9 protein-coding genes are annotated in these 16,201 nt (G+C 68.6%); 2 read left to right on the top strand and 7 right to left on the bottom strand.

The features are described 5' to 3' along the window. Positions 1-6: 6 nt before the first annotated feature. Together A6P39_RS29510 and pulA are read right to left on the bottom strand one after the other, a co-directional pair. Positions 7-369 carry a 5-carboxymethyl-2-hydroxymuconate Delta-isomerase gene (locus A6P39_RS29510; RefSeq protein WP_067053022.1) on the bottom strand — a complete coding sequence of 121 codons (363 nt, stop codon included), beginning with the start codon at positions 367-369 and terminating at the stop codon, positions 7-9. A 32-nt stretch (positions 370-401) separates the two neighbouring features. Beyond that, positions 402-5,780 (bottom strand): pullulanase-type alpha-1,6-glucosidase, encoded by a 5,379-nt coding sequence (gene pulA, locus A6P39_RS29505; protein WP_067053019.1) that lies wholly within the window; start codon positions 5,778-5,780, stop codon positions 402-404. A 197-nt stretch (positions 5,781-5,977) separates the two neighbouring features. On the opposite strand from pulA, the gene A6P39_RS29500 reads away from it, so the two are divergent. After that, the gene (locus A6P39_RS29500; protein ID WP_067053016.1) at positions 5,978-8,047 is read left to right on the top strand and encodes a carbohydrate-binding module family 20 domain-containing protein; all 2,070 of its coding nucleotides are present in this window, start codon (positions 5,978-5,980) and stop codon (positions 8,045-8,047) included. Position 8,048: 1 nt separating this feature from the next. Here the strand turns inward: A6P39_RS29500 and A6P39_RS29495 are convergent, their stop codons facing one another. From A6P39_RS29495 to A6P39_RS29475, 5 genes are all read right to left on the bottom strand, one after another. Beyond that, positions 8,049-9,425: an alpha-amylase gene (locus A6P39_RS29495; RefSeq protein ID WP_199840960.1), complete on the bottom strand. Its 1,377-nt coding sequence runs from the start codon at positions 9,423-9,425 to the stop codon at positions 8,049-8,051. A 135-nt stretch (positions 9,426-9,560) separates the two neighbouring features. Then, entirely contained in the window at positions 9,561-11,243 is a 1,683-nt protein-coding gene (locus tag A6P39_RS29490) for a glycoside hydrolase family 13 protein (protein ID WP_067053010.1), read from the bottom strand. A 170-nt stretch (positions 11,244-11,413) separates the two neighbouring features. Further along, on the bottom strand, positions 11,414-12,319 hold the full coding sequence (locus A6P39_RS29485; RefSeq protein ID WP_067053007.1) for a sugar ABC transporter permease: 906 nt from the start codon (positions 12,317-12,319) through the stop codon (positions 11,414-11,416). Between the two features lie 19 nt (positions 12,320-12,338). Continuing rightward, a complete protein-coding gene (locus tag A6P39_RS29480; RefSeq protein WP_067053004.1) occupies positions 12,339-13,343 on the bottom strand; it encodes a carbohydrate ABC transporter permease in 1,005 nt (334 codons plus the stop codon). 106 nt (positions 13,344-13,449) lie between these two features. After that, positions 13,450-14,724 carry an extracellular solute-binding protein gene (locus A6P39_RS29475; protein ID WP_067053001.1) on the bottom strand — a complete coding sequence of 425 codons (1,275 nt, stop codon included), beginning with the start codon at positions 14,722-14,724 and terminating at the stop codon, positions 13,450-13,452. 381 nt (positions 14,725-15,105) lie between these two features. On the opposite strand from A6P39_RS29475, the gene A6P39_RS29470 reads away from it, so the two are divergent. Continuing rightward, positions 15,106-16,140 carry a LacI family DNA-binding transcriptional regulator gene (locus tag A6P39_RS29470; protein ID WP_067052998.1) on the top strand — a complete coding sequence of 345 codons (1,035 nt, stop codon included), beginning with the start codon at positions 15,106-15,108 and terminating at the stop codon, positions 16,138-16,140. Positions 16,141-16,201 lie beyond the last annotated feature (61 nt).

Below are 16,201 nucleotides of genomic sequence, written 5' to 3'. Positions count from 1 at the left end.
ACGGTCCTACCGGTCGAACTTCCGGTAGGACGCGTCCAGGTCACGGACCTCGGCGGAGGCGTGCAGGGTGATGCCCTCGTCCGCCACATGCCTGCGCAGCAGCTCCAGGGTCGTCTCCGTGAGCTTCGCCTTCGTCTCGTCACTGCGTCCGGCGAGGAGCCCGATCGTCACGTGCACGATGGCGTGCCCGTGCGCCCCGGGGTCCTCGTACCCGAACACCGTGCAGGCGCTCGGCCGGAACTGCGTCTTGCAGGCCTCCGGCTTCGCCGCCGCGATCGCCACGGTCGCCTCGTGCAGTTCCCGGGCGAAGCCCTCGCGGTCGAAGGCGTCCGCGACGAGGTTCGAGTAGTCGATGGTGATCTGCGGCATCAGCACTCCTGTTCTACGACGATCCCTCGACCCTACTTCTCCGCCCGGGTGAACACCGCCACCGTCCGCGCCGGGACGCCGAAGGTGCCCGAGCCGGCCGCGTAGGAGGAGGTCCGCACCACCGGGTCGGCGCCATGGGCCTGTACCGGGTGCAGCCGGTACGGCGTCCCGGCCAGGGCGCCGATCGTCTGCTCCTGCCGCTGCGGGGTGGCGTTGAAGACGACGACCAGGTCGCCGAGGCGCATGGTGATCACGCCGGGCGTCTCGTCCTTGCCGGACAGCGGGAAGGACAGCTCGCCCTGCACCTGGGCGGTCGTACCGAGGGAGAACGCCTTCTCCGTCGTACGGATCTTCAGCAGGTCCTGGTAGGCGGCCGAGGCGCCGGTGATGTCGGAGCAGCCGACCTCGACGGTGCTCAGCAGCGGCTTGGCGTACGGCCACTTGGACGCGTTGTCGGCCGCCATCGGCAGCCCGCGGCCGAAGCCGTTGCCGTCGGCGCAGTTCCAGTGGACGGCGTTGAACCAGTCGCCGCTGTCGAAGGAGTTGCGGTCCAGCGACTTCGAGCGCAGCAGGTCGGTGCCCGCCTGGGAGAGCGACGGGCCCTGGGAGAGGGCGGCCGTGGCCATGGCGAGGACCTGCGTCCGGGCCCGGTCGGCGGCGCCGGTCTTCGCGGGCAGCTTGTAGGTCAGCGCGTCGAACAGCGACTCGTTGTCGTGCGCGTCCACATAGGCGAGGGCGTCGCCGGGTGCGTCGGCGTAGCCGGCGGGCGAGCCGTTGTAGTCGATCTCGGCGCCGGTGACGTCCTTGCCGCCGGTGTCCGTGAAGCGGTACTTCGCGAGGTTGCCGGTGAGGCCGACCTTGATCAGATCCTGGTAGTGCAGCAGGCGGGCCTTCTGTTCGGCCGCAGTGCCGTTGGCGGAGGACGAGTTGGGGTCGGTGTACAGACCGGACGCGAAGCCCTGGACGCCGGGGTCGGAGTCGAAGGGGCTGCCGCCGCGCACCGCGTCCCGGGCCCGGTCGGAGAAGGTGGCGATGCCGGTGCCGGCCATGTTCGCCTGGGTGGCCTGCACGAACCGGGCGTCGTTCGCGACCTCGCCGAAGTTCCAGCCCTCGCCGTACAGGATGATCTTCTTGCCGTCGACGCCGTCCTTCTCCGGGGTCAGCGCGTCCAGGGCCTTCCTGACCGCGAGGATGTTGGCCTTCGGGTGGTGGCCCATGAGGTCGAAGCGGAATCCGTCGACCTTGTACTCCTTGGCCCAGGTGACGATCGAGTCCACCACCAGCTTGCCCATCATGGCGTTCTCGGGCGCGGTGTTCGCACAGCAGGTGCTGTTGGCCACGGAGCCGTCGGCGAGCAGCCGCTGGTAGTAGCCGGGCACGACCTTGTCGAGCACGGACGTGTCCGCCTGGCCGCTCGCGGCGGTGTGGTTGTAGACGACGTCCATGACGACCCTGAGGCCGTCCCCGTTCAGGGCCTGGACCATCTTGCGGAACTGGACCGTGCGCGCGGTGCCGTCGGGGTCGGTGGCGTACGAGCCCTCGGGGACCGTGAAGTGGTACGGGTCGTAGCCCCAGTTGTAGGCGTCCTTCGCGGCGGTCTTCGCCACGCACGCCTGCTGCTGGTCGGAGTCGGCCGGGTAGGAGGCGAGGTCACAGGCGGGGCTCGCCTGGTCGGACTTCTTCTCGGGAACGGTGGCGAAGTCGAAGGCGGGCAGCAGGTGCACGTACGACGTGCCCGCCCTGGCCAGGGCCCGCAGATGCTTCGAGCCGTCGCTGTTCTTGTCGGTGAAGGCCAGGTAGGTGCCCTGGTCCTCGGCCGGGACGGTCTTGTCGGCGACCGAGAAGTCCCGGATGTGCAGCTCCTGGATCTGCGCGTCCTTCATCGGGACGGCCCTGGGCTTGTGCAGGCCCGCCCAGCCGCTCGGGGCGAGGGACCTGTCGTTCAGGTCGACGACGAGGCTGCGCTCGGAGTTCGCGGTGAGGGCCACCGAGTAGGGGTCGGTGACCTTGTTGACGACCAGCGCCCGGACGCTGGGCGCCCAGACCTTCACGACGTACCGGTAGGGCTTGCCCTTCCAGGACACGGGCCCGGTGACGGACCAGACGCCGGTCGTGTCGTCGCGGTGCATGGCCTTGACCGAGCCGTCCAGTTCCAGTGAGACGCTCTGTGCCGTCGGCGCCCACACGGACAGGGTGGGCCTGCCGCCGTGGAAGACCGGCCCGAGCGCGGCCTTGGTGGCAGCCGGGTAGAGGTCGTCCAGCACGCCCGCGATCTGCACGCCGGTCGCGGCGAGGACGGCGCCGTTCGCGGCGCGCTGCGAGGCGACGAGCTGGCCGGTGAGCGCCGTGCGCACGCGGCCTCGGTCACGTGGGTCGACCGACCAGGCGGTGTAGTCCTTCAGGTAGGGGAACTTCGCCTTCTGGGCGTCGGTCAGGGTGGTCTTCTCCAGCCGGATCCAGCGCTCGTCGTCGCTGGTCAGCGTCCCGTCCTTGACGGTGATCGAGCCGTTCGGGGAGGAGAGCAGCTGGGTGGAGGCGGCGCCGTCGACGCCGTCCCAGGCGACGGTGTCCCGGTCGATCCAGACCGCCTTGGACGTGGTCAGGTCGAGCGCGGCCGCGCTGCCGGCCGGCTGCGGGAGCAGGTGCTTCTCCTGGCCGTTCAACAGCCACACCTCGTAGCCGCCGGCCTTGAGGTCGAGCGACTGGTCGGCGGCGAGGTCCTTCTCGTCACCCTTGTGGATGATGTAGCTGAGGCTGGTGGCACCCGCGGTGAGGGGCACCTCGAAGACAGCGCCATAGGCATCAGTCTTGACCGGCTCGAGCGGCTTCGACCAGTCGGTGGGGTTCGCGGCGCCCGTCCAGACGTGCAGGCCCCAGCCGTCGTAGTTCCCGTCGGCGCGGTGGTAGTGGATGACCGCCTTGGTGGTGTCCTGGGCGGGATATCCGGCGGGCCGCTGGGTGAGGACGTCCGCCTTGCCCTGCTCGACCCAGACCTCACCCGTCTTGGTGACGTCGATGCTCCGGTCGGTGGAGACGTCCTTGTCGCCGTTCTTGTCGACGACCAGGAAGCCGACGTTCGAGGCGCCGGGCCTGAGCTTGACGTACGCGAAGGCGCCCCAGGCGTCCCGGCCGGTGAAGGGGTGCCCGGCCGGCCAGGTGGTGGCCTCGCCGTCGGCGATGTCGCCCCAGGCGTACAGGCCCCAGTTGCCGTAGTCGCCGTCGGTGCGCTTGTAGTGGACGATCGCGTAGCCCCGGGCGGAGGCCGTGGGGACCTCGGGCGCGGGCGGGGTGCCGGAGGTGCTGCTCGCCGTGGCGCTCGCGGTGTGCCCGGCCGAGTCGATCACGACGGCCTTGTAGCGCAGCGGGGTTCCGGCGGGTACGGCCTTGCCGAGGGTCTGGGTGATCTTGTACGGGGCGTGGTCGGCGGAGCCGAGCACCTGCCACTTGGCGTTGCCGACCTGGGCGGCGAACACGACCCGGTCGAGCTGACCGCCGTCGACGCCGGCGCTGAGCGTGACCGTGCCGGTGGCTCCGGCGGCCGGGGCCTCGAGAGTGATCACCGGCTTGGCGGCGGGCTGGGCGAGACGGCCGGCGGCCTTGTAGACGACGGCGGACTCGGCCGGGACGGTGACCGTGACCTTGGCGTCGGCGCCGGTGGTCACGGAGTCCGTGGCGCCGTAGATCCCCCGGTACGCCATGCCCGCGGACCCGGTCGCGAACGTGGCCGTCCTCGCCGTGTCCGCGTTGTTGAGGGCGACGACGTACTCCTGGCCACTCTTCACGTCCGTGCGGGTGAAGGCGTAGATCCCGGCGCCGTCGGCCGCGTACCGCTCGGTCTGGACGCCGTCGGTCAGGGCCGGGTTCGCCGTGCGGAGCTTCGAGAGGGCGGCGATGTCCCGGTAGAGGGGGGCGCCGGTGTCGTAGGAGTCGCTGGCGTGGGTGCGGGTGGTGCCGATCTCGTCGTCGGCGAGATAGTCGGGGACCTTGGAGGCGAACATGGTCTGGCGGGCGTCCTTGTCGCCGCCGGAGCCGGTGAAGCCCTGCTCGTCGCCGTAGTAGACGACCGGGTTGCCCCGGCTGAGGAACATCACCTCGTTGGCGAGCTTGTCCTTGCGCAGGATCTCGGCATCCGTCGCCTTCGGGTTGTCCTGCTCGAGGAAGTGGCCGATGCGGCCCATGTCGTGGTTGCCGAGGAAGGTGACCTGCTCGTAGGCGTTGGCCTTGTCGGTCGTGTACTTCCAGTCGTCACCGAAGACGTTCGCGAGCTTCTGCGCGCTGCCGCCCTGGGAGGCGTAGGCGCGGGCCGCGTCCTGGAAGGGGAAGTCGAGGGTGGCGTCGAGGCGGCCCTGGGTGACGTACGGGGAGGTGACCGAGGTGTTGGCGTCGTAGGTCTCGCCGAACATGAAGAAGTTCTTCCGCCCGTGCGCGGCCGCGTACTGGCCGAGCGCGGTGGCCCACTGGGTCCAGAACTCCATGTTGACGTTCTTGACGGTGTCGATCCGGAAGCCGTCGACGGCGAAGTCCTTCACCCACCGCTCGTAGATCTTCTCCATGCCGTGGACGACCTCGGGACGTTCGGTCCACAGGTCGTCCAGGCCGGAGAAGTCGCCGTACGTGGCGGACTCGCCGGCGAACGTCGAGTCGCCCCGGTTGTGGTACATCGTCGGGTCGTTGAGCCAGGCCGGCACCTTGCTGCGGCTCGTGACCTGCGGGGTGTACGGGAAGGAGCCGGTGTCGAGGGCCGGGAACTTCTTGGTGCCGTCGGCGTAGTCGGCGTCGTCGAACGGCCGGCCGTCCTTCGTCAGGTACGGGAAGGCGCCCTTGGAGAGGTAGTCGGAGGACTTCTCCTTGTAGGCGACGACGTCGGCGGTGTGGTTGGTGATGACGTCGAAGAAGACCTTCATGCCCTTGGCGTGGGCCTTGGAGATGAGGGTCTTGAGGTCCTGGTTCGTGCCGAAGTGCGGGTCGACCTGGGTGAAGTCGGTGATCCAGTAGCCGTGATAGCCGGCGGAGGCACCCGCACCCGTGCCCTGCACGGGCTTGTTCTTGAAGATCGGGGCCATCCAGATGGCGGTGGTCCCGAGCCCCTTGATGTACTCGAGCCGCTTCGTCAGGCCCTTGAGGTCGCCGCCCTGGTAGAAGCCCTTGTCGGTGGGGTCGTAGCCGGTGGAGAGGCGGGAGCCGGTGAGGCCGCCCTTGTCGTTGCCGGTGTCCCCGTTGGCGAAACGGTCCGGCATGACGAAGTAGAACTGCTCGCGGGTGTCGCCGTGCCGGGCCGGCTGGGCGGCGAGGGCCGCGTCCGACGGGGGTGCGGGCGGCGCGGGGGCGGCGTGTGCCGCCAGTGGCTGGATCAGGGCGGCTGCGAGGGCTGCGGCGGTGACGGCCGCAACCCGTCTCGCTCTGCGTATCACGCGGTAACTCCTAGCGAATGCGGCTCTCTTGGGTCCGACCCCGCGTGACCGTATCCCCAACGAAAGCTTTACAGCAAGAGTCTTGAAACTCATAGCAAGAAGTTTCAACGTCAACCTTGACGTGCCCCTCTCAACTGCCGCACGCTCACCGGTTGTTGAAACCCGATCCCTCTGCAACCTTCCGTTCGGAGCCGCACATGAGCAGACACCGACCCCCGGGTGTCCTCCGCCGCAGCGTGACCGCCGCTGCCGCAGGCGCCCTCGCACTGGCCGGAGCCATCGCACTTCCCGCGCCGGCCGCACAGGCGCACACCACCGCCAAGGGCGATGTGATCGCCAACCTGTGGGAGTGGAACTGGGACTCGATCTCCTCGGAGTGCACCAATGTGCTGGGCCCGGCGGGCTACGGCGCGGTCCAGGTCGCGCCCCCCGAGGAGTCCCTGAAGCAGACGAACTACTACTGGTGGGACGTCTACCAGCCCTACTCCTACTCCCTGAACAGCCGCTTCGGCTCGCAGGCGAAGTTCGCCGCCATGATCACGGCCTGCCACAAGGCGGGCGTGAAGGTCTACACGGACGCGGTGATCAACCACACCGCCGCCCAGACCGGCACCGGCTACGACGGCACGACCATCACGAACAAGTACGCCACACCCAACTGGTCCCGCACCGACTACCACGACTCCAGCGAGTGCCCGACCTCGGACCTGACCATCCAGGACTACTCGAACCTGACCCAGGTCCAGAACTGCGAGCTGCTGGGCCTGCCCGACCTGAAGACCGGCTCGGACACGGTCCGGGCGGGTCTCGCGAACTATCTCAACTCCCAGCTCGCGCTGGGTGTGGACGGCTTCCGGATCGACGCGGCCAAGCACATCCCCGAGGCCGACATCGCGGCGATCGAGGGCAAGCTGACGAACACCACGTCGGGCTCGGCGCCGTACGTCTTCCAGGAGATCTACCCGGGTGCGACCCCGCAGCCGAGCGACTACTACGGCACCGGTGACGTCCTGGACTTCACCTACGCGAGCAAGATGAAGTCGGCCTTCCAGGGCAACGTCTCCGACCTGTCCTCGATCGAGAGCAGCGGCATCCTGCCAGCCGCGAACTCGGTGTCGTTCGTGACGAACCACGACACCGAGCGCAACGGCCTGCACATGTCGTACAAGGACGGCGACACCTACAAGCTCGCCAACCTCTTCCAGCTCGCCTACAAGTGGTCGACGCCGACGGTGTACGCCAGCTGGGAGTGGACCCAGAGCGACCAGGCCCCGCCGAACTCCGCGGGGTTCGTGACGGACACCGACTGCTCCAGCGGCGCCTGGTACTGCCTGGACCGGGACACCGCGGTGGTCGGCATGGTGGCCTGGCACAACGCGACCGACACCGCCGCGGTCTCCAACGGGCAGACCATGTCGTCCAACGTGATCGGCTTCGGCCGCAGCGGCAAGGGCTTCTTCGCCCTCAACAACGGGACGTCGGCGGTGACCTACACCTTCACCACGGGCATGGCGGACGGCACGTACACCAACGTGATCGACGGCGGCAAGACGACCGTGACCGTCTCCGGCGGCAGCGCGTCGATCACCGTCCCGGCGAAGGGCGCGGTCGCCTTCTACAACTCGTCCTACACCTGCACGGTGGGATGCGGCGACGCGGGCGGCAGCTCCGGCGACACGGTCGACGCGACCTTCAACGAGTACGCGTCGACCACGTCCGGCACCCACGTGTACGTGGTCGGCTCCATACCGGCCCTCGGCAGCTGGGACACCTCCAAGGCGATCCAGCTGTCGTCCACCGGCTACCCCGTCTGGTCGGGCGAGGTGAGCGTGCCGGTGAACACGTCCTTCACCTACAAGTATGTGAAGAAGGACAGTTCGGGCAACGTGACCTGGGAGTCCAACGCCAACAGGTCGACGGCGACGACCACATCGGCCCTGTCCCTGAACAACTCCTGGAACGTGGCGGACACGGACGCCACCGACGTCACCTTCCACGAGAACGCGACGACCGACTGGGGCACCAACGTCTACGTCGTCGGCTCGGTCCCCTCGCTCGGCTCCTGGAACACGTCCGACGCCATCCCGCTGTCCTCGGCGTCGTACCCGGACTGGAGCAAGCTGGTCATCGTCCCCAGGAGCACGTCCTTCACGTACAAGTACCTGAAGAAGGACGGCTCCGGGAACGTGACCTGGGAGTCCGGGGCGAACCGGTCGTACACGACGGGTACGTCGTCCGGCTACACGACGAGCGACACCTGGAAGTAGCTCAGCAGGTGCTCTTGCCCGCGTAGATCGCCAGTGCCGTGTTGGCACCCAGGGTGGCGGTGAACTGTCCGCTGGAGTTCACCGCCACCGTCGTGCTGTTCTGCACGTCGCAGTACGTCCCGGCGGGCAGGGACGTCTGGTAGGTACGGGTCAGTGCCGAGGACTCGTGGTTGATCGCCACATAGCCCTTGTCGCCCCGCCCGAAGGCGATCGCGTTGTTGCCGTCGTCCCACCAGTTCGAGACGGCCTGGCCGTGGGTCGCGTTGCGGAAGGCCACCATCGACTTGATCTCCGGCCAGGCGTGCTGGCACTTCCAGCCGTCCTGCCAGCAGGCGTTCACCTGGCCGCCGTTGGGCGGGCCCGCGTCCGCGTCGGACCACTCGTAGCCGGAGTTGATGTCGGGGGCCCCGTACGGCCAGGCGAGCATGAAGACGTTGGCCAGGGTGTAGTCGGCGCCGTCCTTGTAGTTCAGGGTCGAGCCGTTGCGCTCCGTGTCGTGGTTGTCGACGAAGACGCCGGCCACCGAGCTGCCGAGGTAGCCCCAGCCCTCGCCGAAGTTGTTCAGGTACGCCAGCTTCTCGGAGTTGAAGACGCGCTTGAGGTCGTAGGCGTAGCGGAACTCCTGGACGTCCCCGTTGCCGGTGTACTCGGAGGGCTGGACGGCCTCGTTCGCGCCGTAGATGACCTCCTGCTTCCAGTACACGGACGGGTTCGTCAGGCGGGACTTGATGTTCGCCAGGTCCTCCGCCGGGATGTGCTTGGCCGCGTCGATGCGGAAGCCGTCGGCGCCCAGCGAGAGCAGGTCGTTCATGTAGCCGGCGATGGTCTTGCGGACGTACTCCTCGCCGGTGTCCAGGTCGGCCAGGCCGACGAGTTCGCAGTGCTGGACGTTCCAGCGGTCCTGGTAGTTGGTGACCGGCGAGGTGCAGTCGTCGAAGTCGGGGTACGAGTACAGGCCCGGGTAGTCGTACTTCGTGTACGCCGAACCGCCCGTGCCGGTGCCGCTGCCCGCCGACATGTGGTTGACGACGGTGTCGACGACGACCTTCAGGCCGGCCGCATGACAGGTGCCGATCATGTTCTTGAAGGTGGCGCGGTCGCCGAGCCGGCCCGCGATCTTGTACGACACCGGCTGGTACGACGTCCACCACTGCGAGCCCTGTATGTGCTCGGCGGGCGGGGAGACCTGGACGTATCCGTAGCCGGCCGGGCCGAGGGTGGTGGTGCACTCGCGGGCCACCGAGGCGTAGTTCCACTCGAAGAGGACGGCGGTGACGTCCTTGGTGCCGGGCGGGGAGGCCTGCACTGTAGTCGGGTACATGCCAACCGTAACGGCGGCTGCGAGGGCGCACACCGTGGGGAGGGTTCTGCGTGCCATGTGGGGGTTCCTTCGTCCTTGAAGGCGCTTGCTGCAATGTTTCAGCAAACTTGCGGTGACGCAGATGTTAAAGGCCCGCTGCCTGAAAGGCAGCGGGCCGTTGTGAAGTTGATGCAAGAACTTGTCGACGGGCCGTCAGGCCGTGGTGAACCACACGGTCGTGTCGGCGGGCACCTTCGTCTCGCCGGCCGCCTCGGCCACCTCACCGCTGGCCAGCAGCACACGCCCGTACGCCGGGGTCGTCACCGGCTCCCCCGTGGTGTTCGCGACGCACACGAACTCCCCGCGCCGCAGGACCAGGACGCCCTCGGGTGCGCCGAGCCACTCCACCGCGTCGCCCGCGCCGAGGTCGGGGTGCGTGCGGCGGACGGACAGGGCGGCGCGGTACAGCTCCAGCGTCGAGCCGGGGACGCCCGTCTGCGCCTCCACGCTCAGCTCGGCCCAGCTCTCCGGCTGCGGGAGCCAGCTGCCGCCACTGCCGAAGCCGTACGACGAGCCCTTGCGGGTCCACGGGATCGGCACCCGGCAGCCGTCGCGGAAGCCGTCCTGGCCGGCGCCCCGGAAGTACGCCGGGTCCTGGCGCACCTCGTCGGGCAGGTCCACGACGTCCGGCAGACCCAGCTCCTCGCCCTGGTAGACGTACGCCGAGCCGGGGAGCGCCAGCATGAGGAGGGTGGCGGCCCGGGCCCGGCGCAGGCCCAGCTCCCGGTCGCCCGCCGTGCGGATCTGGGTGCCGAGACCGGGCGGGTTGGCGAAGCGGGTGGCGTGCCGGGTGACGTCGTGGTTGGACAGGACCCAGGTGGCGGGGGCACCCACCGGGCGCATCGCCTCCAGCGTGCGGTCGATGACCTCGCGCAGCTCCGCCGCGTCCCAGGCCGTGCTCAGGTACTGGAAGTTGAACGCCTGGTGCAGCTCGTCGGGGCGGACGTAGTTGGCGGTGCGCTCGACCGTCGGCGTCCAGGCCTCGGCCACGAAGATGCGCTCGCCGGAGTACTCGTCCAGGATCCGCCGCCACTGCCGGTAGATCGCGTGCACGCCGTCCTGGTCGAAGAACGGCATGACATCGTTGCCCAGCAGCTTGAGCTGGTCGTGCGAGCCGAGGTCCGGCAGGCCGTCGGCCTTCACCAGGCCGTGGGCCACGTCGATGCGGAAGCCGTCGACGCCCATGTCCAGCCAGAAGCGCAGGATGGAGCGGAACTCGTCGCCGACGGCCGGGTGTTCCCAGTTGAAGTCGGGCTGCTCGGGGGCGAAGAGGTGCAGGTACCACTCTCGCCCGGCCGAGCCGTCGGGTTCGGTGACCCGGGTCCAGGCCGGGCCGCCGAAGATGGACTCCCAGTCGTTGGGCGGGAGTTCGCCGTTCTCCCCCTTGCCGGGGCGGAAGTGGTAGCGGTCGCGGAGCGGGGAGCCCGGGCCCTCGGCGAGGGCCCGCTTGAACCACTCGTGCTGGTCGGAGGAGTGGTTCGGGACGAGGTCGACGATGATCCTGAGCCCCAGCTCGTGGGCGTCGCGGATCAGCGCGTCGGCGTCGAGCAGGTTGCCGAACATCGGGTCGACGGCACGGTAGTCGGCGACGTCGTAGCCGGCGTCGGCCTGCGGGGAGGCGTAGAAGGGGCTGAGCCACACGGCGTCGACGCCGAGGTCGCGCAGGTACGGCAGGCGGGCGCGGATGCCTGCCAGGTCGCCCATGCCGTCGCCGTTGCTGTCGGCGAAGCTGCGCGGATAGACCTGGTAGATGACCGCGTCCCGCCACCAGTCACGGCGGTCGGCGACGGCGGCTGCGGAATGGGGGGCCGGTGCGGCAGGGTGCTGCTGGCTCATGGCGTCCTTGATCGGTAAGAGAGTTCGGGTCATGGGCGCGTGGGCGTTGGTACGGCGGCGGATGCCGGGACCGGGGGTGCGAGGCGGCCGCGATCACAGCGGGGTCGGATGGAGATCGCGGCCGCCTACCCGCGCCCGCTGCGGGCGCGGGAGCCTCTTTTCAGGGGCCGTCAGCCCTTCGTGCCGCCCGCGGTCAGGCCGGTGACGAGGTTCTTCTGCACGAGGTAGAAGAACACCGACACGGGTATCGCGATCAGCACCGCGGTGGCGGCCATGTAGTTCCACTGGGCGTCGTGCTCGCTGACGAAGGTCTGCAGGCCCACGGCGAAGGTGTACTTCGAGTCGTCCAGCATGAAGGTCGTCGCGAAGGCGACCTCGCCGACGGCGGTGATGAAGTTGTAGAAGGCGGCCACGGCCAGGCCCGGGCGGGCCAGCGGCAGGATCAGCCGGAAGAAGGTGCCGAACGGGCTGAGCCCGTCGACGCGTCCGGCCTCGTCTATCTCGAAGGGGATGGTGTCGAAGTACCCCTTGAGCAGCCAGGCGCTGTACGGCACGGCCGTGGTGCAGTTGATGATGATCAGCGCCCAGTAGGTGTCGATGAGATCGAGCTGGCTGAAGATCTCGTACATCGGCACGATCAGGATGGCGATCGGGAAGGCCTGGGTGAGCAGCAGGACCCACATGAGCTGCTTGTAGCCGGGAAAGCGCATCCGGGAGACCGCGTAGCCGGTGGTGGCGGCGACGAAGACACCGATCAGGGTGGTGCCGCCGGCCACGATCATCGTCGACTTGAACCAGTCGAAGAATCCGGTGTGCTGCAGCACGAAGCTGTAGTTGGAGAAGGTCATCTTGCCCAGGATCTTGCCCGGGTGCAGATAGTCGTCCTTCTCGGGACCGAGCGAGAGGAAGACCAGCCAGGCCACCGGGGCGAGCGCGATCAGGCTCGCGACGGCGAGGCCGCCGTGCAGCAGGGCGGTGCCGAGCGGGCCGCGCTTGCCGCGCCGCCTCGCAGGGCGCGGGGACTCGAGGGGAGGCACGGGTGCGGTCCCGGTCGGCTCAAGGGTCGTGGTGCTCATGGCGGCGGCTCCTGCGGCGTCAGACGGCGAGCTGGTCATTGCGCTTCAGCCAGCGGAAGTAGAAGGACGTGAAGACGGTGATGATCGACAGCAGCAGTACGCCGTACGCGGCGGACTGGGCGAAGTCGCGCGGTTGCTGGCCGAAGCCCAGGAAGTAGGCCCAGGTCACGAGGATCTGGGCGTCCGGGGCGCTGGTCGGGCCGAACAGCAGGAAGATGATGGCGAACTGGTTGAAGGTCCAGATGATGCCGAGGAGCACGACGGTGGAGCTGACGGACCTCAGGCCCGGCAGGGTGACGTGCCTGAAGCGCTGCCAGGCGCTCGCACCGTCCATCTCGGCCGCCTCGTAGAGCGAGGAGTCGATGGACTGCAGGCCGCCGAGCAGCGAGAGCATCATGAACGGCACACCGCACCAGGTGTTGACCATGATCGCGGCGAACCGCTGCCAGAAGGTGTCCTCCAGCCACTGCGGCTGGGGCAGGTGCAGCGCGTGCAGGACCTGGTTCATCACTCCCGAGTCGGAGAGCATGATCCGCCAGGAGAAGACGGTGACGAAGGTCGGCACGGCCCAGGGCACGACCAGCAGCAGCCGGTAGAGGGTGCGTCCGCGCAGCTTCTCGTTGAGCATGAGCGCGAGACCCAGGCCGAAGGTGTAGTGCAGGGCCACGCAGGCGACCGTCCAGACGACGGTCCACAGGAAGTGGGACCAGAACCGGTCGTACGACAGCGGGCCGAACAGGATGTCCTTGTAGTTGCCGAACCCGATGAACTTGTAGGTGGCCGCGATGTGGTTGACGCCGATGGTGCGGGCCGAGTTGAGGCTGTTGGCGTCGGTGAGGGTCAGGTAGACACCGCGGATCAGCGGATAGCCCACGATGACGGCGAGTACGACGACCACCGGGGCGATCATCGCGTAGGCGTACCAGTACCTCTGGTAGCCGTTCTTGATGCGCTGGCCCAGCCCGGGCCGAGGCGCGCGGTCACCGCGGCGCTTGCCGGTCGCGCGGTCGATGGCGACTGTCATGGTTCGACACCTTCAAAACGATCAGGAGTTGGGCCGGGCACAGGGCGGTGGCCGCCGGATCCTTCCCCCCGCTTCTCGTCACGGAGGATCCGACGGCCACACGGACTCACTTGCTGAAGTCGGGCACCAGCTTGGCGATGGCCACCTCGGCGTTGCTCAGGCCCGTGTCCAGCGACTCCTTGCCGCCGGCGACCTTGGGCAGCTCGGTGTCGAGCGGACCCCACAGGGAGCTGTACTCGGGCAGCTCAGGGCGGGGCTGGGAGGCGGACAGGACGCTCTGGAAGCCGGCGATGCCGGGGTCGGCCTTGACCTGGGCGGTGAAGGCGTCGGAGCGGGTGGGCAGGGTGGAGTTCTTCAGGGCGATGGTCTCCTGGGAGGAGGCCGAGGTCATGAAGTTCACGAACTTCAGGGCCGCTTCCTGGTGGGCCTTGTCCGAGCCGGCGTAGACCGCGAGGTTGTGGCCGCCGGTCGGGGCGCCCGCCTTGCCGGTGGAGCCGGCCGGGACGGTGGCGATGCCGAGGTTGGACTTGTCCTTGAAGGCGCTGCCCTTGTAGATGTTCGTGATCTCCCAGGGGCCCTGGATGATCGCGGCGACCTGGCCGTTGACGAACGCGTCCTGGATGTGGGCGTAGGCGTCGGCGGTGGCGTCGGCCTTGTGCAGGCCCTGCCCGGAGAAGAGGCTCAGCCAGGTGCCGTAGGCCTTCTTGGCGGCGGCCGAGTCGACGGTGATCTTCTTGGCCGCGGCGTCGACGGTGTCGGTGCCCTCGCCGTAGAGGAAGGTCTGGGCGTAGTAGGCCTGGGTGGAGCCCCAGTAGCCGTACACCTTGTCCTTGGTGTCGATCTTGGCTGCGTCGGCCTTCAGCTCGTCCCAGGTCTTGGGGGCCTCGGTGATGCCGGCCTTCTTGAACAGCGCCTTGTTGTAGACCAGCGCCAGCGTGTCGGTGACCAGCGGCACGCCGTAGGTCTTGCCCTGGTACTGGGCCTGCTTGATCAGGTTGGGCTGGAACTTGGCCTGGTCGGCGAGTGCCTCGGTGCCGTCCAGCGGCAGGAAGTAGCCCTTCTTCGCGAAGGCGGGGGTCCAGCCGACCTCGGAGCGCAGGATGTCCGGGGCGCCCTTGGAGCCGGCCGCGGTGTCGAACTTGTTCTGCGCCTGGTCGAAGGGCACGTTGACGTACTTGACCTTGATGTTTTTGTTGGCGGCCTCGAACTGCTTGATCAGGGCCTGATACGTCGGTGCCTCATTGGTGGCGTTGGAGGTGTCCCACCAGGTGATGGTCACCGGACCGCTCGACTTGCCGCTGTCGCTGCTCCCGCCGCCGCAGGCCGTCGCCGCGAGGGCGAAGGACGCCACCAGCGCGGAGGCCGCTATGCCACGCCGCATGAGTTCTCCTTGAAGGTTCAAGCCCGTGTGATGCGGGAGCAGCCCCGTCCGCTGTCCCGCCGTCTTGCCGACTGCGCCGTTGCGGCCGCCGGGCGACACGGAACGTAACAGCGATGTAAGCGTTGCGAAAGACCTTGCAGAAAAAAAGTGCAAGGGAACACGATGGTTACCTGCTCGTGACCGGTCCTCGACCCCGGCGCAACCGCGCATTGGGGCCTGTGGGGCGGTTTCGGCGGTACTTGTGCAAGACTCTGCAAGCTCTTGCCACCATGACTTCGAGGGAGCGCGATGAGGCAGCAACCCAGGGCGGGCCGTCCGGCGCACCGTGCCCGGCGTCCGGCCGGTGGGCAAGGCGACATGCGACCGGTACAGTCCAGTGCCGTGACCACACGGCTTGCCGACATCGCTGCGCAGGCGGGGGTGAGCGAAGCGACCGTCAGCAGGGTCCTCAACGGGAAGCCGGGCGTCGCCGCCACCACCCGCCAGTCCGTGCTCGCCGCGCTGGACGTCCTCGGCTACGAGCGCCCGGTACGGCTGCGGCAGCGCAGCGAGGGTCTGGTCGGCCTGATCACGCCCGAGCTGGAGAATCCGATATTCCCGGCCCTGGCCCAGGTCATCGGCCAGGCGCTGACCCGCCAGGGCTATACGCCGGTGCTCGCCACCCAGACCCCGGGCGGGTCGACCGAGGACGAGCTGACCGAGATGCTCGTGGACCGCGGGGTCGCCGGGATCATCTACGTCTCCGGGCTGCACGCGGACACCACCGCCGACATGCAGCGCTACGAGCGGCTGCGGGCGCAGGGCGTGCCGTTCGTGCTCGTGGACGGGTTCTCGCCGAAGGTGCAGGCGCCGTTCATCTCCCCCGACGACCGGGCCGCGATGACGCTCGCGGTGACGCACCTGGTGTCGCTGGGCCACACCCGGATCGGGCTCGCCCTCGGGCCGAAACGGTTCGTGCCGGTGCAGCGCAAGATCGAGGGTTTCGTGCGCGCCGTGCAGGACCAGCTGGGGCTGGATGCCTCAGTCGTCGAGACAGAGCTGATCCAGCACTCGCTGTACACGCTGGAGGGCGGCCAGGCGGCGGCGAGCGCGCTCATCGACCGCAACTGCACGGCGGTGGTGTGCGCGAGCGACATGATGGCGCTCGGCGCGATACGGGCAGCGCGGCAACGGGATCTGGAAGTGCCCCGGGACGTCTCGGTGGTCGGCTTCGACGACTCCCCGCTCATCGCGTTCACCGATCCACCGCTGACCACCGTGCGCAAGCCGGTGCCGGCGATGGGGCAGGCCGCGGTACGCACGCTGCTGGAGGAGATCGGCGGAACGCCCGCGCCCCACAGTGAGTTCGTGTTCATGCCGGAGCTGGTGGTGCGTGGTTCGACGGCTTCGGCGCCCCATGTCGTCCGTACGTCGTAGAAGGTGCGCCGCGGACCCGACCTTGGGATGATCTGTCGGAGAAGCCTTTTCTGGCAGACTT

It is taken from the genome of Streptomyces sp. FXJ1.172 (assembly GCF_001636945.3).
GTDB lineage: Bacteria > Actinomycetota > Actinomycetes > Streptomycetales > Streptomycetaceae > Streptomyces.
This window is presented reverse-complemented; position numbering and strand designations above follow the sequence as displayed.